The organism is Caballeronia sp. INML1 (assembly GCF_023631085.1).
GTDB lineage: Bacteria > Pseudomonadota > Gammaproteobacteria > Burkholderiales > Burkholderiaceae > Caballeronia > Caballeronia turbans.
The window spans coordinates 1-25,615 of sequence record NZ_JALQDT010000035.1; the positions used below are offsets into that span (position 1 = coordinate 1).

Below are 25,615 nucleotides of genomic sequence, written 5' to 3' on the forward strand. Positions count from 1 at the left end.
TTGATGTCTTCCAGATTGATGCCGCCGAAGGTCGGTTCGAGCGCGGCGATCACATCGACGAGCTTGTGCGGATCGCTCTCGTTCAGCTCGATATCGAACACGTCGATACCGGCGAACTTCTTGAAGAGCACGGCTTTACCTTCCATGACCGGCTTCGACGCGAGCGGCCCGATGTTGCCGAGACCGAGCACGGCCGTGCCGTTCGATACGACGCCCACGAGGTTGCTGCGCGCGGTGAAACGCGCGGCGTTCAGCGGGTCTTCTACGATCGCTTCACACGCGAACGCGACGCCCGGCGAATAGGCCAGCGCGAGATCGCGCTGGTTGATCATCTGTTTGGTCGGCGCGATCGCGATCTTTCCGGGGACCGGAAATTCGTGATAGTCGAGTGCAGCTTCGCGCAACTTGGTATTGGCGTCGGTCGTCATAAGGCGGGCTAGCAGTGCGGGAATTAGAATAGAAGTTCGAACGCATTGTAGCGCCAATCAGGGGCGGTTTCGGACCGCGCTCCATGCATTTCGGCTACAAGTGCCATGACCGGAAAAGGTCTGATCGCCTCGCGGAGCAAGGCTCGCGGCACACCGTTCGATTTTTTCGAGATGCGGGACGGACACATTCGCGCGCCATCGCGGGTCCCGCGCTTTCCTCTTGCAGCGCACAAAAAGACACTTCTCGCCGACGATGCTCTCCGAGTTTTCTCTGATCGACCGATTCTTCGCACGCCGCGCGACGGCGCCCTCGCCACGTCACGAAGACGAGGCTGCGACGCCGCTCGGCATCGGGGACGACTGCGCGCTCATCGCGCCGCCCGCCGGCCATCAGCTCGCCATATCGACGGACATGCTGGTCGAAGGCCGCCACTTCTTTCCCGATGTCGATCCGCACGCGCTCGGCCACAAGGCGCTTGCCGTGAACCTGTCGGACCTCGCCGCGATGGGCGCGAAGCCGCATGCATTTACGCTCGCGCTCGCGTTGCCGCGCGCCGATGAAGCGTGGCTCGAAGCGTTCAGCGACGGCCTCTTCGCGCTCGCGCAGCGTCACGACTGCGCGCTGATCGGCGGCGATACGACGAGCGGTCCGCTCAACCTCTGCATCACCGTGTTCGGCGACGTGCCGCATGGCGCGGCATTGCGCCGTGACGCCGCGCGGACCGGCGACGACATCTGGGTGTCGGGCACATTGGGCGATGCGCGCGCAGGACTCGGCGCGATTCGCGGCGAATGGCGCGCGCCCGATGACGCCATCGCCGCAGGCTGGCAGCGCGCGCTTACGCGGCCCGAGCCGCGCGTCGCGCTAGGCCTCGCCTTGCGCGGCGTGGCGCACGCAGCGCTCGATATTTCCGATGGCCTCGCTGGCGATCTCATGCATATTCTGAAGCGCTCGGGCATGCGCGCCGTCATCGATGCCGATGCCGTGCCGTGCTCGGAAGCAGTGCGCGCGCTGCCCGACGTCGCGCGCCGCGCATGCACGCTCGCGGGTGGCGACGACTACGAACTGTGCTTCACCGCGCCCGTCGATGCGCGCGACACGCTCGCGAATATCGCGACGACCGTAAAAGTGCCGCTGACTCGGATCGGTACAATCGAATCATCCGGTGCGCCGGGAATTGCCTGGCGCGATGCCTCGGGCGCCCCGCTCTCTCTGACGTTGCAAGGCTTCGATCATTTTCATGCAGACTGACCCGACTCTCGCGGGCGAACCGAACGATTCGCGCAATCCGCCGCGCGCCGCGCCGCGCAAGGCGAGCGCGCGCTTCATGCTCACCCATCCGCTTCATATTCTTTCGCTAGGCTTCGGCAGCGGGCTTTCTCCCATCGCGCCGGGCACGGTCGGCACGCTGTTCGCGTGGGCGTCGTTCGTCGCGTTCAATCGCCATCTGACGGTCGCCGAATGGGGCGCGCTGATCGTCGCCGGCTTCGTCGCCGGATGCTGGTTCACCGGCTTCACCGCGAAGAAGATGGGCATCGCGGACCCGTCGCCGGTCGTGTGGGATGAGATCGTCGCGTTCTGGCTCGTGCTGCTGCTCGTCACCCCCGCGACTTTTACCGGCCAGTTGTGGGCGTTCATCGTGTTCCGTTTCTTCGACATGGTGAAGCCGCCGCCCATCCGCTATTTCGACCGCCATTTGAAAGGCGGCTTCGGCATCATGTTCGATGACCTCGTCGCGGCATTCTTCACGCTGCTCGTGATCGCGCTCTGGCGCATGACCGTCTGATTTCCAACTCTTCGAGAACATCACCATGCCAACCGACACCGTCGTTCACCAACTTGCGATTCGCGTCGGCAACAAGCTGCGCGACGAACGGCTGATGCTCGCGACCGCCGAGTCATGCACGGGCGGCATGGTCGCGAGCGCCATCACCGATATTTCCGGCAGCAGCGCGTGGTTCGAGCGCGGGTTCGTCACATATTCGAATCTCGCGAAGATCGAGATGATCGGCGTTCCGGCTACATTGATCGAGCAGCATGGCGCGGTGAGCGAGCCCGTCGCGAAAGCAATGGCCGAAGGCGCGCTGCGCAACAGTCGCGCGCAGGTGTCGATCGCGATCACCGGTGTCGCCGGGCCCGCGGGAGGAAGCGAAGCGAAGCCGGTGGGCACGGTGTCGTTCGCGTGGAGCAACCGGCTTCATACCGGGGTCGAGACGCAACTGTTCAAGGGCGACCGCGAGCAGGTGCGCACGCAGGCCGCCGCGCACGCGCTGCGCAAACTGCTGGAGTTTCTGGAGCAGCGCGAGCGGTGAGAGGTGAGACCATCGCATGCGAAAACAGACCGGCCAGTCGGCGGACTCGCCGATATACACCAAAGAACAGGTCGCCCGCTGGGTAGGCCCCGTAACAATCGACAAGGCGCGCGGCTACGTCCGTGCCGTCAGCGGTATCGTCTGGACGGACAACACCCTGCGCGCGCGGGTGGCGGGTACGCAACCGGCGCCGTACACGGTCGAGATCTCGTTCAGGAACAAGCGGCCGTTCGGCTATTGCTCGTGTCCGGTCGGCTTTGAATGCAAGCACGTCGCCGCGACGCTGCTCGCCTATCTGGAAAGAAAGGAAGGCGCTGCCCGAACCGGCGTGAGCGTGGAGGTCGAGCAATGGCTGTCTGACTTTCGCGCAAAGGTCGAGGCGACGCGGCACGCGCGCGCGAAAGCGGCCAGGCCCGCGACCGGCGCGGTGTTCCGGATTCTGTACGTGCTCGCGCCGTCCGCGCTAGGCCAATCCGCTTTCGAACTGGTGACGTACAAGGCGCGACTCGGCGCCGATGGCACGATTCGCGCGACCGAAAGCTGGTACCCAAACTACACGGCCTGGAGCAGTCCGCCGAAATTCGTGACCCCGGAAGACGAGGCCATCATTCGCGCGCTCCGGTCCGAGCGCGGCTATTCAGGCAACAGCTACGCGTTGAGCGGCAAGCGGGGCGCGGCGATCTGGAGCATGATGCTCGCGACCGACCGTCTCTATTTCGAACCGCATGGCCGCGATCTGCGGCTCGAAAAGCCATTGAGCGAGGGCGCGCGTCGCCGCGGCAACATCGAATGGATTCCGCACCATGACGACATGATTTTCGCGTCGCTCGAAACCGATCCGGAAGGCGGCATCGTGCTTCCGACCGAACCGCCCTGGTATTTCGACGCCTTCACGAACGAAACCGGAACCGTCGATACATCGATTCCCGATGAGTTCCTCGCCGACTATCTGGAGATGCCGGTGCTCACACTCGAGGATGCGGCCGTCGTGCGCGCGGCGCTCGCCGAATTCGCGCCCGCGCTCCCGGCGCCGCCCATGCGAGGCGACACGAACATGCGGACAATCGACGCCCCGCCCGTCCCCGTGCTCACGCTCGACACGCTTCTGCTCGATGCGCCTCGCAAGCTGAACATGCCCGCGACAGAACTCGACATCGCCCTGCTCGAATTCGACTACGACGGCTTCGTGATCGCGGCGAACAGCCCCGAGACACTCATAAGGCTCGCGAACGGCGAACTCGCTCGCATCGCGCGCCGGGACGACCTCGAGAACGCGGGCATCCAGCGCCTGGGCAAAGCGGGACTCAAGCCAATCTCCGATGCGCAGGGCAGTCGCGACGAATCGCCGTATGCCGGCGGCTTCATCATGCCCGCGCGCGAAGCATGGCCCGCGTTCGTCGCCGACGAGTTGCCCGCGCTGCGCAATGCCGGCTGGCGCGTCGTCATCGTGCCCAATTCGCGTTTCGACGTCGTCGAGATCGACGAAATAGAGGCGGCCGCGCGCGCCGCTGAGCACGGCTGGTTCGATCTCGAACTGGGCATCATGGTCGAGGCTGAGCGCGTGCGCCTCGAACCGCTCCTCGCGGAGCTGTTCGCCCGCGACCGCCGCTGGCTCAACGGCGCGATCGATCTGATCGACGACGCGCACGCGGTCGAATTCCGCACGCAGGCGGGCAGGCGCTTCAAAGTGTGCGCCGCCCGCATCAAGCCGCTCGTGCGCGCGCTGATCGATCTGTTCGACCGCGCCGACCTTCGCGCGGATTCGCCGTTGCGGCTTTCGGCGCTCGAAGCCGGCCGCCTCACCGGAGCCGATGAAACGCTGCGTTGGCAATTCGGCGGCGACGCGTCGATGGTCGAACTCGCGCAACGGCTGCGCAAAGCCGCGGGGCCGCGCCGGATCGACGCGCCGAGCGGCCTGAAAGCGACGCTGCGCGATTATCAGCGCGAGGGTGTCGACTGGATGCAGTTCCTCCGCGAGCAGGAGCTCGCGGGCGTGCTCGCCGACGACATGGGCCTCGGCAAGACCGTGCAGACGCTCGCGCACATCCTCGTCGAAAAGGAAGCCGGCCGCCTCACGCAGCCGGCGCTGATCGTCGTCCCGACCACGCTCGTCAACAACTGGCAGGAAGAAGCGCGGCGCTTTGCGCCCGGCCTCAAAGTGCTGGATCTTCACGGGCCGCTGCGTCACGAACGCTTCGCGCGGATCGCGGAGCACGAGCTCATCATCACGACTTATCCGCTCGTCTGGCGCGACCACGAAGCTCTGTCAGCGCACGACTATCATCTGTTGATACTCGACGAGGCGCAGTACGTGAAGAACGCATCGAGCAAGGCGGCGGGCGTCATCCGCACGTTGCGCGCGCGGCACCGCCTGTGCCTCACCGGCACGCCGCTCGAAAACCATCTGGGCGAACTGTGGTCGCAATTCGATTTCCTGCTGCCCGGCTTTCTCGGCACGCAAAAAGACTTCGCCGCTCGCTGGCGCAAGCCGATCGAGAAGCACAACGACCAGACGCGCCGCAGCCTTCTCGCGCGACGGATCCGCCCCTTCATGCTTCGCCGCCGCAAGGATGATGTCGCGACCGAACTGCCGCTGAAGACGACGATCGTGCGCAGCGTCGAACTGGAGGGCGCGCAGCGCGATCTCTACGAGACCGTGCGCACCGCGATGCAGAAGAAAGTGCGGGACGCCATCGAGAAGCAAGGTTTCGCACGCAGCCATATCCTAATGCTCGACGCGCTGCTGAAGCTGCGACAAGTGTGCTGCGATCCGTCGCTGGTCAAGCTGCCGGGCGCGAGGAAGACCCCGGAATCGGCCAAGCTCGCGCTGTTGCTCGAGATGCTGCCGAATCTCATCGAAGAAGGCCGGCGCGTGCTCGTGTTCTCGCAGTTCACGGGCATGCTTGCGGTCATTGCCGGCGCGCTCGATGAAGCCGGTCTGACGTACGTCACGCTGACCGGCGAGACTGCGGATCGCACGACGCCCGTGCGGCGCTTTCAGGCGGGCGAGGTGCCCGTTTTCCTGATCAGCCTGAAGGCAGGCGGCGTCGGCCTGAACCTCACCGCCGCCGATACCGTCATCCACTACGACCCGTGGTGGAATCCCGCCGCCGAGAATCAGGCGACGGATCGCGCGCATCGCATCGGGCAGGACAAGCCGGTGTTCGTGTACAAGCTCGTCGCGACCGGCAGCATCGAAGAAAAGATAGTGTCGATGCAGGAGCACAAGGCAGCACTCGCAGCGGGCATTCTGTCCGATGACGCGCGCGCCGTGGAGAAGTTCTCCGTCGAGGATATCGACGCGCTGCTCGCGCCGATTCCCGATGCCTGACGCGCGTTTAGCGGTATGCGTTGATCGTATCCCGCGTCTTCTTTGCCGCGTCGGCCGCGGCTTGCGCGTAATCATCGCCCTTGCCCGCGTAGATGATCGCGCGCGACGAGTTGATCAGCATGCCCGTGCCGTTCGCGGTGCGGCCCGCGCGCACGGTCGCTTCGACATCGCCGCCTTGCGCGCCGATTCCCGGAATCAGCAACGGCATATCGCCGACGATCCCGCGCACCGTTTCGATTTCTTTCGGAAACGTCGCGCCGACGACCAGCCCGAGCTGGCCGCTCGCGTTCCACTTTTCCGCTGCGAGCGTCGCGACGACCTGATACAGCGGCTTGCCGTCGGTCGTCAGGAATTGCAGATCCGAACCGCCCGCATTCGACGTGCGGCACAGCACGATCACGCCCCGGCCTTCATGCGCGAGATACGGCTCGATCGAGTCGAAGCCCATGTACGGATTCACCGTCACGGCATCCGCGTTATAGCGCTCGAACGCTTCCTTCGCGTACTGCTCGGCCGTACTGCCGATATCGCCGCGCTTCGCATCCAGAATCACCGGAATGCCGGCGTGTTTCTCGTGGATATGCGCGATCAGCGCTTCGAGTTGATCTTCCGCGCGATGCGCCGCGAAATACGCGATCTGCGGCTTGAACGACGACGCATACGGCGCGGTCGCATCGACGATGGTTTTGCAGAACTCGAAGATCGCATCGGCGCGGCCGTTCAGGGCGCCGGGGAATTTGGCGGGTTCCGGGTCGAGGCCGACGCACAGAAGCGATTGCGTCCGCGACCACGCGGCGTTGAGAGACTGGATGAATGACATGGCGGGATTTCGTTGAACGTCGATGCCACGCATTTTAACGTGCGAGGCATCGCGTCCATTGGCTGGCATCAGCGCGCAGCGTCCCGCGCCCGCGCCTTCGCTCCGGCTCGCGTGCGCGGCCTTCCCCGCCGCGCCGCCTCCCCGGTGCGCTCGACGGTAAAGCGAAACTCACGCGAAAGCCGCTCGCCCGGTTCGAGCACGGTCATCCCGTGGGCTTCCCCGCCGCCGGGCAGATTCACCGCGTTGATCGGATGATCGACGGGCTCGAAGCAGAAAAAGCTCTCGCCGGGCGGCGCATACAGCACGTAGTAATCGGTGTCGGCGGCGATCGTGAGCGACAGGCGGCGCTTCGGCCATAGCACCCTCGTGCGACCGCTCCAGCCGGTGAACGCGTTGTTCACCATCTCCGACGGCATCGGATACGCGACGCCGAATTGCCACGCGGGCGGCGTCGGCACGTGCCGCACCGGCAGCCAGTCGTCGCCGCAAAGCCACACGCCGCCCGCCGCCGCGGACAACTCCGTGTCCGCCTCGCGCATCAGGAACGGATGCAGCCCGAGGCCGAACGGCAGCGCTTCATCGCCGGTATTTTCCACATCGAGCGACACGGCGAGCGTGGCGTCGTCGAGCGCGTAAGTCTGCGCGGCGCGAAAGGCATAAGGCTTGCCGTCGCTGCGATCCAACGTCAGACGCACGCGCGTGGACGCTTCCTCAGCGACTTCCCACGCGCCGAGCCAGCCATCGCCATGCAGCGGCAGCGGTTCGCCGGCGCGGTTGCACGGCACGTCGATCGAGCGTCCTGAAAACTGAAAGTGCCCGTTGCCGATACGGTTCGAATACGGCAGAAGCGGATAGCACGCGAGCTGATTCGGATCCGTGTCCGGACCGGGATCGACGCACGGCCGGAAGATCGGCACCAAGGTGCCCTGGTGCCGCCAGTCGAAGCGCGTGATCCCGCCGCCGAGCGACGGCGCGAGTTCGAGCCGCAGATGCGCGTTGGCGAGTGTGATACAGCCATCGGCATCGCGGCCGCCCATCGCGACCATCGCGGTGCCCGGGCCGGGCCGGACCGGTGGTTCGGTTGCAGCGGCGAGCCTCGAACGCCGGGCGTTCGCCTGTGCCTTGGACGTCGATGCAGAATTCGGTCTTTGCTCTGTGCGCGCACCAGCCATGACTCGTGCTCCATCGAGAGGCGAAAAACCCGGCGTCGCCGGGGTGTGTCGGGCGGTGCGTCGATCGCGCGCCGCCTCGCTATTTTCGGTTACGCCTTGCCCGCGAATACCGCTTCGGCGATGCCGCGCGCGCAGGGCGTCGCGACGAACACGCCGCCTGCGTGCGCATCGCTTTTCAGCGCCTCCTCAGAAAGGCCGAGGCGCGCGCTCGTGACGTACAGCGTGCCGAAGTCCGCGCCGCCGAACGCGACGCAACTCGGCTGCGCGGTCGGCACGTCGATGCGCGCCGTCTCGCGGCCGTCGCGTCCATAGCGCACGACGCGCCCGCCGCCCCACTGCGCATTCCACAAGGCGCCTTCGGCATCGACGATCGAGCCGTCGGGCACGCCGGTCGCATCCGTCAGCGCGACGAACACGTGGTCGTTGGCGAACGTCGGATAGTCGCAGACGCGGATCTCGCGCGTCGGCGAGTCACAGTAGTACATCGTCGCGCCGTCGGGGGAAAAGCCGATGCTGTTCGAAATCGCGCAATTGCCGAGCGGGAGGCGCTCCAGAGACAGATCCGGGTTCAGCCGATAAAAGCCGCCGATCGCCTGCGCATCTTCCACGTCGTGCTTCGTGCCGAACACGAAGCGCCCTTCGCGGTCGCAGCGGCCATCGTTGAGACGCGTCGGCAGATCGGCTTCGACGTCCATGATCGTGTCGATGTGACCCGTCGCGATCTCATAGAAGGCGAGCCGCGACGCGAGGCCCAGGAGCAGGAAACGCGCATCGGCGCAGGGCGTAAAGCAGGCGAGCCGCTCGGGCATCGCGAACGATTGGCTCGCGCCGTCGCGCGGGTCGTAGCGCCACAGCGTCTTGCCTTCGATATCGGTCCACCAGAAGCAGCCGCTTGTGGCGCACCACGTGGCGCCCTCGCCGAGCGAGCATTGGCTGTCGACCAGAAGCTGCGCGCGCATCGAGTTCATCAGGCCCATCCTCCGTCGACGATGATGTCTTGCGCCGTAATCATGCTGCTGTCGTCCGAAGCGAGAAAGAGCGCCGCGCGCGCGAGATGCGCGGGCAGCAATTCCCCGCCGATGCACTGGCCCTGCTTGATCGCTTCCTTGCCGGCCTCGTCGAGCCACAGGCGCTTTTGCTTTTCGGTCATCACCCAGCCCGGCACGAGCGTATTCACGCGAATGCCGAACTTGCCGAGATCGCGCGCGAGGCCGCGCGTCATGCCCTGCACCGCCGACTTCGACGTCGTGTAGACCGGGAAGTTGCCTTGCTTGAGCATCCAGCTGATCGAGCCGAGATTGATGATCGAGCCGCCGCCCAGGCGCTTCATGTCGTCGATCACGGCCTGAGCCGCGAAGAACTGATGGCGGATGTTGACCGCGATGCCCGCATCGTATGAGTCCGGCGTGACGTCCTCGATTGCGTGGCGCTTGTCGTTGGCGGCATTGTTGACGAGCACGCTGATCGGGCCGAATGCGGCGCGGACGTCGTCGATGCCTTTTCGCAATGCGTCGATGTCGGTCAGGTCGACGCGCAGGAACATCGGGCGGGTCTGGGTTGCTGTCAGGGCTGCGCCCAGGCGGTCGGCGAGCGCTTCGCCCGCGTCGGTGTCGATGTCGAAGAAGGCGACCTTCGCGCCCTGATCGAAGAAGTGTTCGACGAAACCCTCGCCGATGCCGGTCGCTCCGCCGGTGATCAGGACCGTTTTGCCTTCCAGGCTTGGGTATCTTGCCAGTGATTTGTTGATCGGTGCCATGTTGGTTGTCCCTCTGCTTTTTTTTGCGCTTGCTTCCGTGGAATCCTGTTTTCGTGTCGGTCTATTTGCACGGCCCTTGTGAGGGGCAGTGCTGATAAACCAACGCGAATACGGGATCCGCGAAAGCCCAACGTTATCCAACCTCAATCCCGCGAGCCGCGATTCTTCAACTGATCGAGCAACACGGCAGCAAGCAAAATCGCCCCTCGCACGAGGTACTGATAAAACGCATCGATATTCAGGAGATTCATGACGTTTTCAACAGTGCCCATGATGAGCACCCCGATTACGACGCCAGAAATCGTCGCCCGCCCGCCGAGCAGTGAAACTCCTCCCAGCACGCAAGCCGAAATCACGTTCAGCTCGAACCCCTGTGCCGCATTCGGCTGCCCCGACGTGATGCGCGAAGCGAGAATGACGCCCGCCAGCGCCGTCACCGCGCCCTGAATCAAAAAGATCCACACGCGCGTGCGCTCGACATTGATACCCGCAAGCCGCGACGCTTCCGGATTGCCGCCAATCGCCAATGTATTACGTCCATACACAGTCTGATTGAGCAATACGCCAAAAACGATGAAACACGCAAGCGTCACCCAGATAGGCAGGGAAATCCCGATCATCGACAAGCTGCCGAGCGCGATAAACGTATCCGACGATACGCCGACCGCCTGCCCATGCGACACGATGAACCCGAGCCCGCGCACGATTTCCATCGTTGCGAGCGTGGTGATCAGCGCATTGATGCGCAGATAGGCGATCACCGCGCCGTTCACGAAGCCGATCACCGCGCCCGCCGCCACCGCCGCGACGATCGCGATCGCGGTGTTGTCGGTCGCGTTGAGCACCATCGCGCAAAGCACGCCGGCAAACGCGATCGTCGAACCGACCGACAAGTCGAAGTCGCGCGACGCGAGACAGAACATCATCGTGCACGCGACCATGCCGATCTGCGAGATCGACAACGCCAGACCGAGCATGTTCTCGATCGAGAAGAAGTGATCGACGGTCAGCGACATCGTCAGGAACATGACGATGAAGATCACGATCAGGCTGTACTCGGTGATCTGCTGCCACCACTTCTGTTTGTCGTTCTTTTGCGGGATCAGCGCATTCGCGACGGTTTCCGTCGCCTGCCCCACGATGTTTTCTCTTGCTTCCATGATTCGCTCCTCTTGTCCTTACGCCGCCTGCGCGACGGTGTCCGACTGCGGCAGCGCGAGACCCAGCACCGCCTGTTCGCTTGCCTCACCGCGCGGCAATTCGCCCGCGATCCGCCCCTGCCGCATCACGACGATCCGGTCGGACACGCCGAGCACTTCCGGCAACTCCGACGAAATCATCACGATCGCGCAGCCGCGCTCCGCGAGCTGATAGATCACGTTATAGATTTCATGTTTCGCGCCGACGTCGATGCCGCGCGTCGGTTCGTCGAGAATCACGACCTTCAGATCCGGCTCCGCGAGCCAGCGCGAAAGAATCGCCTTCTGCTGATTGCCGCCCGACAGGAAGCGGATGCGCTGCTTGCGGCTCGGCGTCTTGATCTTCAGAAGCTGAATGAAGCGCTCGGCCGTCTGCGCTTCCTTCTTGCGATCGAGAAACAGCCCGCCACGCAGATAGTGACGGCGGCACGAGATGTTGATGTTCTCCGCGACCGTCGCCATCGCGACGATGCCTTCTTCCTTCCGATCTTCCGGACACAGCACGATGCCGTGGCGGATCGCCTCGCCGGTGCTGCGCACGCGGATTGCCTCGCCGTCGAGCGTGATCGTGCCGCCTTTCTTCTTGTCCGCGCCGTAGACGAGATGCATCAGTTCGCTGCGGCCCGCACCGACCAGGCCGAAGAAACCGACGATCTCACCGCGCTTCACCTCGAAGTTCGCGGGCGCGCTCAACGCGTCGCCCTGCACGTCCTTCACTGAGAAGCGCACCTCGCCCAGCGGCCGCGCGCGATAGTTATAGATATCGCTGATTTCGCGGCCGACCATTTCCTGCACGAGCGTCTCGCGCGGCACTTCCGCCAGCGACAGATGCGACGCGATCTTGCGGCCGTCGCGGAAAATCGTGCACGCATCGCACAGCTCGTAGATCTCGTCCATGCGATGCGAGATGTAAATCAACGCGCGATTGTCGGCCTTGAGATCGCGCACGAGCTTGAAGAGCACTTCCGTCTCGCGATGCGACAGCGAACTCGTCGGTTCGTCCAGCGCGATCACGCGCGCGTTGCGCAACAGCGCCTTGCAGATTTCGACCATCTGCCGCTGCGCGATCGAGAGCTTGCGCAGCTTCGCGTTCGGGTCGAGATCGACGCCCATCGCCGTGAGCCGCTCGCGCACGTGCGCTTTCGCCGCACGCTTGTCGACCCAGCCAAGCCGGTTCGGCAGCGCGCCGAGCAGCAGGTTCTCGGCCACGGTCAGGTCCGGCACGTACTGCAATTCCTGATGAATCACCGCGATGCCCGACGCGATCGAAGCCGCCGCGCTCGCGAAATGCACTTCCTTGTCGTCGATGAGCACGCGCCCCGAATCGGGCTGATACTCGCCGCCGAGAATCTTGAGCAAGGTCGACTTGCCCGCGCCGTTCTCGCCCATCAAGCCGTGAACTTCGCCGGCGTTGACGTCGAACGACACGCCATCGAGCGCGCGCACGCCTGGAAACACCTTGCCGATATTGTCAAAACGCAGCGTCGCTGACACATCGCCTCCTTATGCTTCGAGCGGGCCGCGCAAAAGCACGCGGCCCGCCCTCATCCAATGACTTAGTTCGATGCCAGGCCCATCTGCTGACGCACCGACGCCACGTTTTCACGCGTCGCCAGCATGCCGGTCGTGAGCGTGAGCGGCGGCGGCGCCTTGCCGTCCTTGATCCACGCGTACATCAGCTCGGACGTTTCTTCGCCGTGGCGCTTCGGGCTGATGATGACGGTGCCGTAGAAGCCCGTCGGATTCGGCTTCTTGAACTCGTTCAACGCCGAGTCCGAACCGCCGATGCCGATGCCGATCATGTTGTCCGCCTTGAAGCCGCGGCCTTCCGCGGCGCGCACGGCGCCGAGCACGGCTTCGTCGTTCAGGCCGTAGGCGACCCAGTGCTTGAACTGCGGGTTCTTCGTGAGCGCGATGTTCGCGGCATTGAACGCGTTCTCGGTGTCGGTCTTCGCTTGCGGCGCGGCGACGATGTTCGCCTTCGGGAAGCCGGCGGCGACGAGCGCGTCGGTTGCGCCGCTCGTGCGGTCATGCGCGGTCGGCAACTGCTCGTAGGTCACGTCGATCGCGCCGACGTCCTTCATGTCCCAGCCGCGCTTCTTGATTTCCGCGGCGATGCCGTCGCCCACCTGCTTGCCGATGTTGTAGGCCGAAATGCCCATGTGCGGCACGGATTCGATCGGCTTGCCCGAGCCGTCGACGAGGCGGTCATCGACCGTCATCATCTTGAGCTTGTCTGCCTTCGCCTTCGCGACGATGCCCGGCCCGAGCTTCACGTCCGGCGTGCAGATGATGAAGCCCTGCGCCTTCTGCGCCGCGAGGTTGTCGATCGCGCTCATCACCTTTTCACCCGACGGCGCGCCGATCTTCACGAGCGTGAAGCCCTTCTCCTTCGCGGCGATTTCCGCGAATTTCCACTCGTCCTGGAACCACGGTTCTTCCGGCTGCTTCACGAGGAAGCCGATCTTGACGTCGTCGGCGGCCTGGGCGACGGGCGCCGCGATCATGGACGCGCTCGTTGCCGTGGCGGCGGCGATCAGCGTGAGGAACAGTCTGCGTTTCATTTTTTGTCTCCCGACTTCTTCCGATGTCGAACAATGCCCGCGCACGGGCGCTAACGAAGGTGTGTGGCCGCGTTGTTTTCTGTCGTGATGCCGCACCGCGGCCAGTGCGTCATTCTTCGGTGGTTCGTTGTTCAGTCGTGGTACAGCGCGGAACGGCCGCCATCCACGGTGATGCAGCTCGCGTTGATGAACGGCGCCTCGTCCGATGCGAGAAACACCGCCGTCATCGCGACTTCGTGCGGCTGGCCGATGCGCTTCATCGGCTGAAGATCGAGCGTCGCCTGGCGCGCGGCCTTCGGATCGGCTTGCGAATCCCACCAATCCAGCGTCAATTGCGTTTCGATGTATCCCGGCGCGATCGCATTCACGCGCACGTTGTTCGGCGCGTATTCGATGCCGAGCGCGCGCGTCAGTCCGATCACGCCGTGCTTTGCCACCGGATACGGAAAGCAGCCGGGAATGATCTTGAAAGCGTGCGTCGACGCGATATTCACGATGCTGCCCCGCCCGCGCACCACCATCCCCGGCAACACGGCCCGGCACCCGTTCCACACGCCGTCGAGATCGACGGCGAAGCAGCGGCGCCAGTCGTCGTCGGTCATCGTGAGCGGATCGCAAAACACGTTGATGCCGGCGTTGTTCACGAGCACGTCGAGCGGACCCAGGGAAGCCTCGATGTGCGCGACGGCCTCTTTCACCTGCGCGCTCTGCGTCACGTCCGTCTGCACCGCGAGCACGCGCGCGCCGCTCACTTCCGACGCAATGCGCTCGGCCGTCGCGCGCGCCGTGTCGATATCTAGTTCCGCCAGCGCCACCGACGCGCCCTCGCGCGCGAACGCCAGCGCGATCGCCGCACCGATGCCGCGTCCCGCGCCCGTGACCATCGTCACTTTGCCGGCGAGCCGGTTCATTTGATGTCGCCCCGCGCTTTCGCGAGTCCGTCGATGAATGCCTTTGCGTGCGATGCCGTCGCCTCCGCGCTCTGGCCCGGCTTGTACAGCGCAGAGCCGAGGCCGAAGCCGTTCGCGCCCGCGCTCAGGAACGGGCCCATGTTGTCGGGCGTTATGCCGCCGACCGGCACGAGCGGCACTTCCTGCGCGATCACCGCGCGCCATGCCTTCGCGACGGCCGGGCCGAGCTGCTCGGCGGGGAACATCTTCAGCACGTCGGCGCCGTTCTTCAGCGCGAGAAACGCCTCGTTCGGCGTCGCGACGCCCGGCGCGCACGCGAGACCTCGCGCCTTCGCGGCGCGAACGACATCGGCGTCGCTGTGCGGCATCACGACGAGTTCGCCGCCCGCGGCCTTCACGCTGTCGACATAACTCGGATGCAGCACCGTTCCCGCACCGACGATCGCATCGGCGGGCAGCGCCTGACGGATCGCCGCGATGCTGTCGAACGGCTGGGGCGAATTGAGCGGTACTTCGACGATGCGAAAGCCGGCTTCGTACAGCGCGCGGGCGTGTTCGGCGGCATCGGCCGGCGTCACGCCGCGCAGGATCGCGATCAGCGGGCACGCGGCGAACGCCTTCGCGAGACCGGCGTGCATCCCAAAGGGCGCGGGCAAATTGATGGATGGCTGCATCGTGTTGACTCCTTTTCAGGCCGTGCGCACAGGCGCGGCGACGAGGCCGGCAAGCACTGCAATTCGATAAAGGCCGTGCTCGGTGGCCTGCGCGACGATTGGCGCGTCATGGCAACCGAAGCGCGAAAGCGCGACGCGATAGCGGTCGCAGAGCGCGTCGCTGCCGATCAGGCGCAACGTTTTTCCCGCGAGCGCGGAACCTTCGCGCGTGAGCACTTCGCTCAGGCCGCGCAGTTCGTGGCCGATCAACAGCCCCGACAGATAATCCGGCTGCTGCTCGCCTGTCAGCTGACCGGTGAGGCCGAGCGTGCGCGTGGTGAAGATCGTCGCGAGCATGCCTGCATCGCCGGCATCGCGCGCCGTATCGACGCCGCGCACGAACGCCTGTTCGTCGTGCGTCGCGCTCGGATGCATCGTGCGGCCGAGAATCGTGTGATCACGCAGCACGCTGAAGGTCTCGCCCGTCATGAACGTGTAGAAGCGCTCGATGCGCTCATCGCTCACGAACGCCCATTTCGCATGCGTGCCCGGCAGTCCGATCAGCGCGCCGCCCGATGTTCCGAGCGACGGCTCGCTCGCCAGCGCGCCGAAAATCTGCGTTTCCTCGCCGCGCATCACGTTGGGCAACACGCCGCGCTCCAGCACGCCGGGCACGACATGCACCACGACGCCGCGCGACGTCTTCACCGTGACGATGCCCGCGACGAGCGCATCGGCCCCGGCGGGCGTTTCGACGTACGGCGCTTCCACCCAGCCCTGCGCGCTGCCGACCATGCCCGCCGCAATGACGGGCAACGGCGCATCGAGCGGCCCATGCGCATCGAGCCACGCGCCGCAGGTTTCCTCGAACGCCTGATCGAAGCCGCCCGCGGGCAGATTCATGATGCCGGCCGACGACGCGCGCGTGTCAAGCGCGGTGCCGTCGGCGCCTACCAGATAGGCGCGCAGCGACGTCGTGCCCCAGTCGAGCGCGATGAGCGTGGGCGTGCGAACAGGTGCGTTCATCGCTTGATCCTGCGCGCTGCCTGCGGGGCACGCCAGCCGAGTTCCTCGGAAATCGCGCGCGCTTCGCGCTGCACGACCGGAATCAGTTCTTCCATGCGCTCATGCGGCATATAGGGAATCGTGCTCGCCACCGACAACGCCGCGACGATCGCGCCGGACGCATCGCGCACCGGCGCGGCAACGCAGCGTATCGAAGCCTCGTTCTCTTCCAGATCGAACGTGAAGCCGCCTTGCGAATAGCGCGTCATGCGCTGCTGGAAGGTGTCGAAATCGGGCCGGTTGTCGGGCTTGAAACTCGTTTTCGCGAGCACGCGATGCGACGCTTCGAGCAGCTTCTTCCACGCGTTCGCTTCGAGGTCGAGCATCATTGCCTTGCCGATGCCCGTCGACGCGAGCGGCATGCGATGCCCGACGCGCGAGCGCATCTCCAGGCCGCGCGTGCCCGGAATCTTGTCGATGTAGAGGACGTCGTCGCCATCGCGCACGCCGAGGTGAATCGTGTCGTGCGTGTGTTCCGCGAGCGCCTGCAGATGCGGGCGCGCGACCGCCGTGAGCGGCATCTGTTCGAGCGCGATCGTGCCCAGTTCGATGAGCTTCGGCCCGAGCAGATAACCGCCCTGCACCTGGCGCAGATAGCGCGCCTGCACGAGCGAGCTGACGAGCCGATGGGTCGTGCTGCGCGTCGTGCCGAGCGCCGCGCCGAACGCGCGCAGATCGCGCGCGCCATTCGCGGCGGCTTCGAGAATCGCGAGGCCGCGCAGAAGCGTCTGGGTGCCGGCCTGCTGCGGCGTGACGTCCACGAGCGCGCTCGGCAACGCGATCGCGTCGGGATCGGGCATGTGCTTCGCCCCGCTCGCGCCGTTGCGCTTCACGCTCGGGCCGCTCGCGTGCGCGGATTGCGCTTGGGCGGCGTCGGTTTCCGGGTTCTGGAATTTGGTCATGGCGCAGGTCTCTCGTCGATCACGATGCGTGTCGTGCGTCGCTCGCAGGCGCCGCGGCGAGCGTTGCCGCACGAGCGTGCGAATGGTGCGAAGCGTGCGAAGCGTGCGAATCGTGTAAATCGTGTGAAGAGGCCAGCGAGCGCAGGCGAGCGATCGGGTGCATGACGTGTCTCCGTTGTTCTGGTCGTGCGCGCCGCTACGTTTTTTCGGTCGTCGCACGCATATGCCGTTCAGGCTGTGGTCGGATTGTAGTTCTGCCGCTTCGAACTATTCAATATGTGATCGTCATGCTCACATAATGGGATCATAACTGACAGCCGACAGCGACCCGAAAACAAAAAAGCCCTGATAAATCAGGGCTTTGCATTGTTTAGTTTCGCAAACTAAATTTCACTGCGGCAGCTCCGCCGCACCCATCCGCCGCGCGATGACGCGTGAACGCTGCGACAGATACGGCGCGTTGCGATGATCGTCGAAATACTTGGGCCGCGGCAGCATCACGGCGAGCCGCGCGCTTTGCCAGGCGGTCAGATTCGCCGCCGATGTCTTGTAGTAATACTGCGCTGCCGCTTGCGCACCGTAGACACCGTTGCCCCACTCGACCGAATTCAGATAGATCTCGAAGATGCGTTCCTTGTCCATCCAGAACTCGAGCATCCACGTGATCACGAGCTCCTGCGCCTTGCGAACGTAGCTCTTCTCGCGCGACAGAAAGAGATTGCGCGCGAGCTGCTGCGAAATGGTCGAACCGCCCGCGACGATCTTCCCGCGCGCCTTGTTCTTCTCCCAGGCCTGAAGAATGGCGTCGGTTTCGTAGCCGTTGTTGTTGACGAAGTTGGCGTCTTCCGACGCGATGATCGCGCGCTTCAGGTTGCGCGAAATCTGGTCGTACGGCACCCATGCGCGCTGCAGCGACACGCCGGGATGCGTCTTCGCGAGCGTCCACGCATCGGCACGCATGAAGGCCGTTGGGCCCGGATTCACGACCGTCCAGATGCCGATCTGCGCGAAAAAGTAGAGCTGCGTCGCGATGAATGCGATGCCGAGTACCGACACGCCGTACATGATCCAGCGTGCCGGGCCGAGCCGCACCGCTTTGTGCGCACGTGGCGCGCGCGTCCCGATCGGCGCGGTGGTCATCAGGCTTTGGCGGCCAGCATCTGGCGCAATTCGCGCAGCACGGCGCCGCCGTCCGGGCGCATGCCACGCCAGATGAAGAACGATTCAGCCGCCTGCTCGACCAGCATGCCGAGACCATCCGATGCGCGCGCGCCGAGCTTCGACGCGTGCCGCATGAAAACGGTCGGTTGCGCGCCGTACATCATGTCGTAGGCAAGCGTGCCCGCGCCGAATGCGCTGTCGTCGCAATCGGGCAACGCGGCGTCGAGGCTGCCCGCCGTCGCGTTGACGATGACGTCGTAGCGGCCCGCTTCCGCGCTGTCTGCGCCGCCGCCCGAGAAGCGCACGCCGCATTCGGCGGCGTTCGGCGCGAACTGGTCGACGAGCCGATGCGCCTTCGCCGCCGTGCGATTGACGATGGTGAGCGCCGCCGGCGCGCGATCGAAGATCGGCAGCACGACGCCGCGCGCCGCGCCGCCCGCGCCGAGCAGCAAAATGCGCGCGCCTCTGAGACTTACGCCGAGATTCACCTCGATGTCGCGCACGAGGCCGATGCCGTCGGTGTTGTCGCCCCGCACGCCATCTGACCCGAAGGACAGCGTGTTCACCGCGCCCGCCGCCGCCGCGCGCGGGGACAGCGCATCCGCGAGCGCGTGCGCTTCGAGCTTGAACGGCACCGTGACGTTCATGCCGCGCCCGCCCGACGCGACGAACTTCTTCACTTCATGCTCGAAGCCATTGAGCGGCCCGAGAATGCGCCCGTACTCGATGGGCTCGCCGGTCTGCTCGGCGAACTTCGCGTGAATCCACGGCGATTTGCTGTGCTCGATCGGATTGCCGATCACCGCGTATCGGTCTTTCATGGCGTCGGCTCCTGCGCGTTGTCCGGCGCTTCCGGTTGTGGCTGCTCCGCCGAGGCTTCCGCCTGCGCTTCCGCCTCGCTTTCCGCCGAGAGATCTTCGGTCTCGATGATGTCCTCGTCGGCTTCGTCTTCCTCGACCGGCGCGCTTGCGGACGGCGCATCGATGACGTGCAGCAGACGGCAGGACGCTTCGACGGTCAGTTCATCGATCGACACGACTTCCAGCATCACGCGCGTGCCGCGCGCATGCACGCCGAGGCCCGGCACGTGCAGGATCAGCGGAATTTCTTCGAGCCGGACGAGATCGTCCTTGATGACCGACGCCGGAACCTGCTTCCTGTTCTCCTGCTTCAGCCAGCGCAGGCACCAGAAGTACTCCATGCGGCGCTGATGATCGGCATATGCGGTGTACGTGTCGTCGAATCCCTGCACGACGGCGAAGAGATCCGCGTCCTTCGGCTTGAACGGCGCGGCGAGCTTGGCCGTCACGCCATGCTGCACGCACGCGAGCAGTTGCCATTGATTGACGAGATCGACGTAGCGGCGCAGCGGCGACGTGCTCCACGCATATTGCGCGACGCCCAGCCCTTCGTGCGGCGCGGGCGTCGTCTGCATGCGCGTGCGCTTCGGGCCGGGACCGCCGAAACCGCGCTGCGAGCGGTAGATGCCCGGCACGCCGTGATCGTCGAGGAATGCGCCCCACGACGAATTCGCGAGAATCGCGAGTTCCGCGACGATCAGATCGAGCGGCGAACCACGACGGCGAGGTGTGATCGTGATGTGCTCGCCATCGACATAAAAGTTGAAGTCGTTGTTGCGCTGCACTTCGCGCTTGAGACCGTAGCTCGCGCGCGCCTGCTGACGCTTTTCGAAGAGCGCCTGCGCGAGCGGCCACAACACGGCGATGTCGTCCTTGTGCGCGTAATCGCCCGTGCCTGCGGCGAGGCTTTCCTCGGTGACGAACGCGTCGAGATGGTTGTGGCGCAGGTTGCTCTTCACGAACACGCGCTCGGCGCGGGTTTCCGTCGCGACGATGTCCTGCGTCTCGCGGTTCACGATGATGTACAGCGACAGCGCCGGGCGCAGCCCGCCTTCGCCAAGCGTGAACACGTCGACGACGTTGTCCGGCAGCATCGTGATCTTGTCGCCAGGCATGTAGACCGTGGACAGACGTCCGCGCGCGATCGCATCGATCGTGTCGCCGCGCGTGATGCCGAGCGCCGGCGCCGCGATGTGAATGCCCACGCGTACGCGTCCATCGGAGAGATGCTGGACGGAGAAGGCGTCGTCGATTTCGGTCGTGGTGACGTCGTCGATGGAGAAGGCCTCGACATCCGCTTCGGGCAAGTCCTCGGGCAACGGGCCCGGCTGCACCGACGGAAAGCCTGTGCCATGCGGGAAGTATTCCGACAGAAAGCGCGCTTCATGCAACGCGCGCGGCGACGCGATGCCGCCGCATTCGAGCATCAGCCGCGCCTGAGAAATGCCGCGCGCAGCCGCCGCCGCTTCGAGCGCCTTGTACTCGATGGAATTCTTGTCGGGCTTGGTGAGCAGGCCGAGCGCCTTGTCTTTCAGTGCGTCGGGCAGCTTGCCCGCCTTCAGGTCGTCTTCGTAACCTTGCTGCACGAGCGCCTGCTGACGCTTGCGCTCGAGCGACGCGAGCGCCATCTGCAGTTGTTCCTGCGGCGCGCGCTGATACTGGCCGCGCCCCTTGCGCCGGAAATAGACCGGCGCGCCGTGCATGCGCAGGACGAGCGCCGCGCGTTCCGTGGGACCGAATTTGTCGCCGAAGTAATCCGCGCCGAGTGCGGCGAACGGAAATTCTTCGTCGGGCGCACATTCCCAAAGGAAGTCGAGATCGATCTCCTGCGCGATGGCGTCGGCTTCCTGCATCAGGTCGCCGGCCGCGGGTTTGTCGAACTCGATCAGCACGTCTTTCGCGCGCACCTTGGCGCGCCGCCCGCCCGGCAGCTCGACCTGGAACGCGTCGCCCTGTTTAGACAACACCGATCCGGCCTTGAAACTACCCGATTCCTCGAAGAAAACGTTCACTCAATACTCTCGTAAAACGGTGGACCGGGCCGCGTCGTTTGCGCCGGTAGGTGAATTATTGTGACGCCGCTGTCACGCCGCCGCCGGCGCGACGAGCGGTGGCGGCGCCTGATCGCAAAACGCGATGACATCGGCGAGATAGGCCGGAAAGTCGCTGATCGCGTGATCGCCGCCCTGAATCAGCGTGGTTCGCACGCCGGGATAGTGGTCGAGCATCGTGCGGTAGTCGAGCACTTCGTCGCCCGTCGCCGCGATCAGATAGTAGCGCTCGGGCCGCGTGATCGAATCGATCGCGAGCGCGCGCAATTCGTCGAGATGGCGCGGCAATACGGTGATGCTGCCGTCGCCGTGCCACAACGGCTGTTCGCCGAGATAGCGGCTCAGATCGCGATCGGGCATCACGGCGGGATTGAGCAGCACGGCACGCCAGCCGTGCTTTTGCGCAAGATACGTCGCGTAATAGCCGCCGAGCGAACTGCCGACGACGGTCACGTCGGCCATCTTCTCGCCCACGGCGAGCGATTCCGCCAGCGCGACGGCGTCGAACGGCGACACCGGCAGCGTCGGGCACCGCCATTCGCCGAGCCGCCCGAGTTCCGCGAGACGCGCCTGCATCACGCGCGCCTTGAACGATTGGGGAGACGAGCGAAAGCCGTGCAGATAGAGAATCACGCGTGTCCTCCCGCGCCGCGCGCCGAGAGCGCGTCGAGCAGTTTCTGATGGACGCCGCCGAAGCCGCCGTTGCTCATCACGAGCACGTGGTCGCCGGGGCGCGCGGCGGCCGTCACCGCCTTCACCAAAGGTTCGATCTCGTTGAACGCCCGCGCCTTGTCGCCGAGCGGAGACAGCGCCTCGGCGAGATCCCAGCCGAGCTTGTCGCGGCCTTCGCGCGCGCCGTAGCCGAACACCAGATCCGCGCTCGCGAGGCTCGCGGGCAATTGCGCTTTCATGGTGCCGAGCTTCATTGTGTTGGAGCGCGGCTCCAGCACGGCGAGGATGCGCGCATCGCCGATTCGTGTCCTCAATCCCGCGACCGTGGTTTCGATCGCGGTCGGATGATGCGCGAAGTCGTCGTAGACGGTGACGCCGTCCACGCTGCCCTTCAATTCCATGCGCCGCTTGACGTTGCGGAAGCTCGCAAGCGACTTCACCGAGTGCGCCGCCGGCACGCCGACCGAGCGCGCTGCCGCGATCGCCGCGAGCGCGTTCATGCGGTTGTGCTCGCCCTGCACCTGCCAGTCGACGATGCCCTGACGCTCGCCCTCCCAGTACACGGCGAACCGCTCGTCGACGGGTGCGCCCTTTTCGGCGGGCAGCGCCTGCCAGCCGCCTTCGACGCCGAAGCGCTCCACGCCGGACCAGCAGCCGCGCGTGAGCACGCGCTCGAGCGCGGCCTCACGCCCGTTCGTGACGATGCGGCCGACGCCGGGCACCGTGCGAACGAGATGATGGAATTGCGTTTCGATGGCGGCGAGATCGGGAAAGATATCGGCGTGATCGAATTCGAGGTTGTTGAGCACTGCCGTGCGCGGGCGATAGTGGACGAACTTCGAGCGCTTGTCGAAAAACGCGGTGTCGTATTCGTCGGCTTCGATGACGAAGAAGCTCGAATCGGTCAGACGCGCCGAGATGCCGAAGTTGAGCGGCACGCCGCCGATGAGAAAGCCGGGGTTCATGCCCGCGTCTTCGAGCAGCCACGCGAGCATGGAGCTCGTCGTGGTCTTGCCGTGCGTGCCCGCGACGGCGAGCACCCATTTGCCGTTCAGCACGTGCTCGCCGAGCCACTGCGGGCCGGACGTGTACGGCAGGCCGCGATCGAGAATGGCCTCCATCAGCGGATTGCCGCGCGTCACTACGTTACCGATGACGAACAGATCCGGTTCGAGCGCGAGTTGCTCGACGCCGTAACCTTCGATCAACTCGATGCCCTGCGCTTCGAGCTGCGTGCTCATCGGCGGGTAGACGCCCGCGTCGCAGCCGGTGACCTTGTGGCCCGCCTCGCGCGCAAGAACCGCGAGCCCGCCCATGAAGGTACCGCAGATGCCGAGGATGTGGATGTGCATAAACCGTGTCGCGCCGCGCGGGCGATTGAGATGCAAAAAAACAGGAACGGCGCCGTACGTGTGAATCCGGGGGCAAACCCGTGCAGAAAGGCGCCTGAAGGCGCATATTGTAACCGAGCACGCCAGGCGCTCTTTCGCTGGCGCACGTGTCTCGCACGGTGTCCGCAAAAGGGCCGTTTTAGCTTATCTAGTATCATTCCGGCATGGTTCGCAAATCACATTTCGATCCGCAGCGCGTACGCGAGGAAATCGCGATTGCCGCCGCGAGAATGATCGCCGAAGACGGCCTCGACTACTCCACCGCCAAGCGCAAGGCCGCGCGGCAGGTCGTCGGCGAGGCGAAGATCGGCGGGGAATTTCTGCCCGATAACGATCAGATCGAAGAGGAAATCCGCGAATATCAGGCGATTTTCCAAAGCGACAGTCAACCGCTCGTGCTGCGGCGCATGCGCGAAGTCGCGCTCGAATGGATGGAACGCCTGAAGCCCTTCGATCCGTATCTGACGGGCGCGGTGCTCAACGGCACGGCGGGCGAGCATTCGGATGTCCATCTGCAATGCTTTTGCGACAATCCGAAAGAAGTCGCGATCTATCTGCTGAATGCGAACGTGCAATACGACGTCTCGGAGACGCGGCACTTCGCCGGGCGCGGCTATGTCGAGACGCTGAGTTTTCTGCATCGGGTGCGCAATGAGGAGCCGATCGGCGTTCACATCGCGCTTTACGGCGCCGATGATCTCCGCGGCGCCGTGCGCGCGGACGGTCGCGGTCGCCTCGCCCGCGCGAACTCGGCGGCCGTGCGCGCACTGCTCGATCACCCCGATGTCCCGCCGCTGGAAATCGGCGGCTGATCTTTCTTCTGGACACTCATGAAAAGCACACGCATTCTGGCGGCCCTCGTGGTCGCGGTCGCCGCGACCGTCGGCGGCTTTTACGCGGGTCACATGTTCACCGGCGGCGATACCGTCGCCGCGCCCCAGCCGAACGGCAACGCCGTCGACCAGCTATGGAAGGCGACGCCGCCGGGTGCGTCGGGCACCGCCGCGCCGCTCGCCTCGTTCAAGGGCAAGCCGGTCGTCGTCAATTTCTGGGCGTCCTGGTGCGGACCCTGCGTGAAGGAAATGCCGACGCTCTCCGCCATGCAGCGCGACTATGCAAAGAAAGGCGTCACGTTCATCGGACTTGGCGTCGATAGCGAAAAGAATGTCAACGATTTCCTTCAGAAGGTTCCCGTTGGCTACCCTGTGTATGTCACCGGCTTCGGCGGCGCGGATCTTGCGCGTAGCTTCGGCAACAGCGCGGGTGGCTTGCCGTTCACCGTCGTGATCGACGCCAAGGGACAGGTCCGCTCGACAAAATTGGGCGAAGTCGACGTTGCACAATTGAAGCACACGCTCGACAGCCTGTAAAAATTCGCCGTTCGTAAGCAGCGGCTTGCGCTAAGTAAGCTGCGAGTTAAGGTACAGTACGGCGATATTGCATGAAATTCGGGATATCGCGCAGCGCGGAGCGGTAATTTGTCCCATAGTTTCGAAGTGGTCTGCACGGTAAAACTAGACAAAATTCTCTAAACGGCGCTAAAGTGCGCCGAATTCCGCACAACCCGAAGCGACTATGACAACTCTGCCGGTGCCACGTGGCCACCTCGCTGCCGTGTCCGACATCTGTGAAAACGATGACGGCTTCGGCGGCGCATCCGCAGTCCTCATGCGCAGCCGGTTCGGGCGCGCGCTTCAAAGCGACCACGCCGGCGCGTTCGACACGCACGCCGTCGGTGTGCCGACCGACTCCGCCGCCGGCGTGCGCAACGTGCGCGTGCGCGTCGGCCTGCCGGCCGCGCCAACGCGCGGCTGAGCAGTCAGAACACCCACAAATCAAGTCAAGCACCGGGCAACCCCGGTCTCCAAGTATTGAAAGGGGATTTTTCGATGGACCTTCGTAAACTGAAAACGCTGATCGACCTCGTCTCGGAATCCGGCATCTCGGAACTGGAAGTGACGGAAGGCGAAGGCAAGGTTCGCATCGTCAAGAACGCCGCGCCCGTTTACATGCAGGCGCCGCAACAGTACGCGCCGCAGGTGCAGGCGCCGGCCGCGCCGCAATTCGCCGGCGCGGGCGAAGCAGGCGCGCCGGCAGCAGCAGCGCCAGCCGCAGCCGCGCCGCAAGGTCATATCGTGACCTCGCCGATGGTCGGCTCGTTCTACCGCGCGCCGTCGCCGGGCGCGGACCCGTTCATTCAGGTCGGCGATACGGTGAAGGAAGGCCAGACGCTCTGCATCATCGAAGCGATGAAGCTCTTGAACGAAATCGAATCGGATAAGGCCGGCGTCGTGAAGGAAATCCTCGTCGAAAACGGACAGGCGGTCGAATACGGCCAGCCGCTCTTCGTGATCGGCGACTAAAGG

24 protein-coding genes and 1 pseudogene are annotated in these 25,615 nt (G+C 64.9%); 8 read left to right on the forward strand and 17 right to left on the reverse strand.

All coding sequences use genetic code 11. From position 1 onward, the window contains the following. Positions 1-428, reverse strand: a pseudogene (locus NCR38_RS11295) (NADP-dependent malic enzyme); the annotation flags it as partial. Between the two features lie 253 nt (positions 429-681). On the opposite strand from NCR38_RS11295, the gene thiL reads away from it, so the two are divergent. Genes thiL through NCR38_RS11315 form a run of 4 tightly spaced genes read left to right on the forward strand, consistent with a single transcriptional unit; the run spans position 682 to position 6,072 of the window. Next, a complete protein-coding gene (gene thiL, locus NCR38_RS11300; RefSeq protein WP_061121418.1) occupies positions 682-1,680 on the forward strand; it encodes a thiamine-phosphate kinase in 999 nt (332 codons plus the stop codon). Then, entirely contained in the window at positions 1,670-2,215 is a 546-nt protein-coding gene (locus NCR38_RS11305) for a phosphatidylglycerophosphatase A (RefSeq protein WP_250477082.1), read from the forward strand. The genes thiL and NCR38_RS11305 overlap by 11 nt, the downstream gene beginning before the upstream one ends. Before the next feature lie 25 nt (positions 2,216-2,240). Then, positions 2,241-2,741, forward strand: a complete 501-nt coding sequence (locus NCR38_RS11310) for a CinA family protein (RefSeq protein ID WP_061121417.1) — start codon at positions 2,241-2,243, stop codon at positions 2,739-2,741. Between the two features lie 16 nt (positions 2,742-2,757). Beyond that, on the forward strand, positions 2,758-6,072 hold the full coding sequence (locus NCR38_RS11315) for a DEAD/DEAH box helicase (RefSeq protein WP_061121416.1): 3,315 nt from the start codon (positions 2,758-2,760) through the stop codon (positions 6,070-6,072). Positions 6,073-6,079: 7 nt separating this feature from the next. Here the strand turns inward: NCR38_RS11315 and pyrF are convergent, their stop codons facing one another. The 16 genes from pyrF to mpl all read right to left on the reverse strand — a co-directional run bounded on the left by pyrF (position 6,080) and on the right by mpl (position 23,210). Then, positions 6,080-6,892 (reverse strand): orotidine-5'-phosphate decarboxylase, encoded by an 813-nt coding sequence (gene pyrF, locus NCR38_RS11320; RefSeq protein WP_061121415.1) that lies wholly within the window; start codon positions 6,890-6,892, stop codon positions 6,080-6,082. 68 nt (positions 6,893-6,960) lie between these two features. Next, the gene (locus NCR38_RS11325; protein WP_061121414.1) at positions 6,961-8,064 is read right to left on the reverse strand and encodes an aldose 1-epimerase; all 1,104 of its coding nucleotides are present in this window, start codon (positions 8,062-8,064) and stop codon (positions 6,961-6,963) included. A gap of 89 nt (positions 8,065-8,153) precedes the next feature. Next, a complete protein-coding gene (locus NCR38_RS11330; RefSeq protein WP_250477083.1) occupies positions 8,154-9,041 on the reverse strand; it encodes an SMP-30/gluconolactonase/LRE family protein in 888 nt (295 codons plus the stop codon). After that, a complete protein-coding gene (locus NCR38_RS11335; protein ID WP_061121412.1) occupies positions 9,032-9,820 on the reverse strand; it encodes an SDR family NAD(P)-dependent oxidoreductase in 789 nt (262 codons plus the stop codon). Before NCR38_RS11335 ends, NCR38_RS11330 begins: the two co-directional genes overlap by 10 nt. A gap of 143 nt (positions 9,821-9,963) precedes the next feature. Next, a complete protein-coding gene (gene araH, locus NCR38_RS11340; RefSeq protein ID WP_250477084.1) occupies positions 9,964-10,980 on the reverse strand; it encodes an L-arabinose ABC transporter permease AraH in 1,017 nt (338 codons plus the stop codon). Between the two features lie 18 nt (positions 10,981-10,998). After that, the gene (gene araG, locus NCR38_RS11345) at positions 10,999-12,513 is read right to left on the reverse strand and encodes an L-arabinose ABC transporter ATP-binding protein AraG (protein ID WP_061121410.1); all 1,515 of its coding nucleotides are present in this window, start codon (positions 12,511-12,513) and stop codon (positions 10,999-11,001) included. Between the two features lie 62 nt (positions 12,514-12,575). Continuing rightward, positions 12,576-13,583, reverse strand: coding sequence for an arabinose ABC transporter substrate-binding protein (locus tag NCR38_RS11350; protein ID WP_061121409.1), 1,008 nt, complete (start codon positions 13,581-13,583; stop codon positions 12,576-12,578). A gap of 131 nt (positions 13,584-13,714) precedes the next feature. Then, positions 13,715-14,494: an SDR family oxidoreductase gene (locus tag NCR38_RS11355; RefSeq protein ID WP_250477085.1), complete on the reverse strand. Its 780-nt coding sequence runs from the start codon at positions 14,492-14,494 to the stop codon at positions 13,715-13,717. Then, a complete protein-coding gene (locus NCR38_RS11360; protein WP_061121407.1) occupies positions 14,491-15,168 on the reverse strand; it encodes a 2-dehydro-3-deoxy-6-phosphogalactonate aldolase in 678 nt (225 codons plus the stop codon). Before NCR38_RS11360 ends, NCR38_RS11355 begins: the two co-directional genes overlap by 4 nt. A gap of 15 nt (positions 15,169-15,183) precedes the next feature. Next, positions 15,184-16,173 carry a 2-dehydro-3-deoxygalactonokinase gene (locus NCR38_RS11365; protein ID WP_250477086.1) on the reverse strand — a complete coding sequence of 330 codons (990 nt, stop codon included), beginning with the start codon at positions 16,171-16,173 and terminating at the stop codon, positions 15,184-15,186. Then, positions 16,170-17,114 carry an IclR family transcriptional regulator gene (locus NCR38_RS11370; protein WP_061121405.1) on the reverse strand — a complete coding sequence of 315 codons (945 nt, stop codon included), beginning with the start codon at positions 17,112-17,114 and terminating at the stop codon, positions 16,170-16,172. The genes NCR38_RS11365 and NCR38_RS11370 overlap by 4 nt, the downstream gene beginning before the upstream one ends. A 390-nt stretch (positions 17,115-17,504) precedes the next feature. After that, on the reverse strand, positions 17,505-18,254 hold the full coding sequence (mtgA, locus tag NCR38_RS11375) for a monofunctional biosynthetic peptidoglycan transglycosylase (RefSeq protein ID WP_061121404.1): 750 nt from the start codon (positions 18,252-18,254) through the stop codon (positions 17,505-17,507). Further along, positions 18,254-19,096, reverse strand: a complete 843-nt coding sequence (aroE, locus tag NCR38_RS11380; protein WP_061121403.1) for a shikimate dehydrogenase — start codon at positions 19,094-19,096, stop codon at positions 18,254-18,256. Before aroE ends, mtgA begins: the two co-directional genes overlap by 1 nt. Continuing rightward, entirely contained in the window at positions 19,093-21,147 is a 2,055-nt protein-coding gene (locus NCR38_RS11385) for a ribonuclease catalytic domain-containing protein (protein WP_250477087.1), read from the reverse strand. The genes aroE and NCR38_RS11385 overlap by 4 nt, the downstream gene beginning before the upstream one ends. A 72-nt stretch (positions 21,148-21,219) precedes the next feature. Next, complete coding sequence (locus tag NCR38_RS11390) at positions 21,220-21,819, reverse strand: YqiA/YcfP family alpha/beta fold hydrolase (RefSeq protein ID WP_061121401.1); 600 nt, start codon at positions 21,817-21,819, stop codon at positions 21,220-21,222. After that, on the reverse strand, positions 21,816-23,210 hold the full coding sequence (gene mpl, locus NCR38_RS11395) for a UDP-N-acetylmuramate:L-alanyl-gamma-D-glutamyl-meso-diaminopimelate ligase (RefSeq protein WP_250477088.1): 1,395 nt from the start codon (positions 23,208-23,210) through the stop codon (positions 21,816-21,818). The genes NCR38_RS11390 and mpl overlap by 4 nt, the downstream gene beginning before the upstream one ends. A 203-nt stretch (positions 23,211-23,413) precedes the next feature. On the opposite strand from mpl, the gene NCR38_RS11400 reads away from it, so the two are divergent. The 4 genes from NCR38_RS11400 to accB all read left to right on the forward strand — a co-directional run bounded on the left by NCR38_RS11400 (position 23,414) and on the right by accB (position 25,612). After that, positions 23,414-24,061, forward strand: a complete 648-nt coding sequence (locus tag NCR38_RS11400; RefSeq protein ID WP_061121399.1) for a hypothetical protein — start codon at positions 23,414-23,416, stop codon at positions 24,059-24,061. An 18-nt stretch (positions 24,062-24,079) separates the two neighbouring features. After that, the gene (locus tag NCR38_RS11405) at positions 24,080-24,619 is read left to right on the forward strand and encodes a TlpA disulfide reductase family protein (protein ID WP_250477089.1); all 540 of its coding nucleotides are present in this window, start codon (positions 24,080-24,082) and stop codon (positions 24,617-24,619) included. A gap of 205 nt (positions 24,620-24,824) precedes the next feature. After that, positions 24,825-25,064, forward strand: a complete 240-nt coding sequence (locus NCR38_RS11410; protein ID WP_061121397.1) for a hypothetical protein — start codon at positions 24,825-24,827, stop codon at positions 25,062-25,064. Positions 25,065-25,138: 74 nt separating this feature from the next. Further along, entirely contained in the window at positions 25,139-25,612 is a 474-nt protein-coding gene (gene accB, locus NCR38_RS11415) for an acetyl-CoA carboxylase biotin carboxyl carrier protein (RefSeq protein WP_250477090.1), read from the forward strand. The last annotated feature ends 3 nt before the right edge of the window (positions 25,613-25,615 follow it).

Excerpts from the sequence above, each read along its gene's own strand:
- NCR38_RS11335 (WP_061121412.1), bottom strand. The coding sequence starts at position 9,820 with ATGGCACCGATCAACAAATCACTGGCAAGATACCCAAGCCTGGAAGGC.
- NCR38_RS11405 (WP_250477089.1), top strand. The coding sequence starts at position 24,080 with ATGAAAAGCACACGCATTCTGGCGGCCCTCGTGGTCGCGGTCGCCGCG.
- NCR38_RS11355 (WP_250477085.1), bottom strand. The coding sequence starts at position 14,494 with ATGAACCGGCTCGCCGGCAAAGTGACGATGGTCACGGGCGCGGGACGC.
- NCR38_RS11400 (WP_061121399.1), top strand. The coding sequence starts at position 23,414 with ATGGTTCGCAAATCACATTTCGATCCGCAGCGCGTACGCGAGGAAATC.
- NCR38_RS11410 (WP_061121397.1), top strand. The coding sequence starts at position 24,825 with ATGACAACTCTGCCGGTGCCACGTGGCCACCTCGCTGCCGTGTCCGAC.
- aroE (WP_061121403.1), bottom strand. The coding sequence starts at position 19,096 with ATGAAAGACCGATACGCGGTGATCGGCAATCCGATCGAGCACAGCAAA.
- NCR38_RS11350 (WP_061121409.1), bottom strand. The coding sequence starts at position 13,583 with ATGAAACGCAGACTGTTCCTCACGCTGATCGCCGCCGCCACGGCAACG.
- NCR38_RS11305 (WP_250477082.1), top strand. The coding sequence starts at position 1,670 with ATGCAGACTGACCCGACTCTCGCGGGCGAACCGAACGATTCGCGCAAT.
- NCR38_RS11330 (WP_250477083.1), bottom strand. The coding sequence starts at position 9,041 with ATGGGCCTGATGAACTCGATGCGCGCGCAGCTTCTGGTCGACAGCCAA.
- NCR38_RS11325 (WP_061121414.1), bottom strand. The coding sequence starts at position 8,064 with ATGGCTGGTGCGCGCACAGAGCAAAGACCGAATTCTGCATCGACGTCC.
- accB (WP_250477090.1), top strand. The coding sequence starts at position 25,139 with ATGGACCTTCGTAAACTGAAAACGCTGATCGACCTCGTCTCGGAATCC.
- thiL (WP_061121418.1), top strand. The coding sequence starts at position 682 with ATGCTCTCCGAGTTTTCTCTGATCGACCGATTCTTCGCACGCCGCGCG.
- NCR38_RS11365 (WP_250477086.1), bottom strand. The coding sequence starts at position 16,173 with ATGAACGCACCTGTTCGCACGCCCACGCTCATCGCGCTCGACTGGGGC.
- NCR38_RS11310 (WP_061121417.1), top strand. The coding sequence starts at position 2,241 with ATGCCAACCGACACCGTCGTTCACCAACTTGCGATTCGCGTCGGCAAC.
- pyrF (WP_061121415.1), bottom strand. The coding sequence starts at position 6,892 with ATGTCATTCATCCAGTCTCTCAACGCCGCGTGGTCGCGGACGCAATCG.
- araH (WP_250477084.1), bottom strand. The coding sequence starts at position 10,980 with ATGGAAGCAAGAGAAAACATCGTGGGGCAGGCGACGGAAACCGTCGCG.
- NCR38_RS11360 (WP_061121407.1), bottom strand. The coding sequence starts at position 15,168 with ATGCAGCCATCCATCAATTTGCCCGCGCCCTTTGGGATGCACGCCGGT.
- mtgA (WP_061121404.1), bottom strand. The coding sequence starts at position 18,254 with ATGACCACCGCGCCGATCGGGACGCGCGCGCCACGTGCGCACAAAGCG.
- NCR38_RS11315 (WP_061121416.1), top strand. The coding sequence starts at position 2,758 with ATGCGAAAACAGACCGGCCAGTCGGCGGACTCGCCGATATACACCAAA.
- mpl (WP_250477088.1), bottom strand. The coding sequence starts at position 23,210 with ATGCACATCCACATCCTCGGCATCTGCGGTACCTTCATGGGCGGGCTC.
- NCR38_RS11370 (WP_061121405.1), bottom strand. The coding sequence starts at position 17,114 with ATGACCAAATTCCAGAACCCGGAAACCGACGCCGCCCAAGCGCAATCC.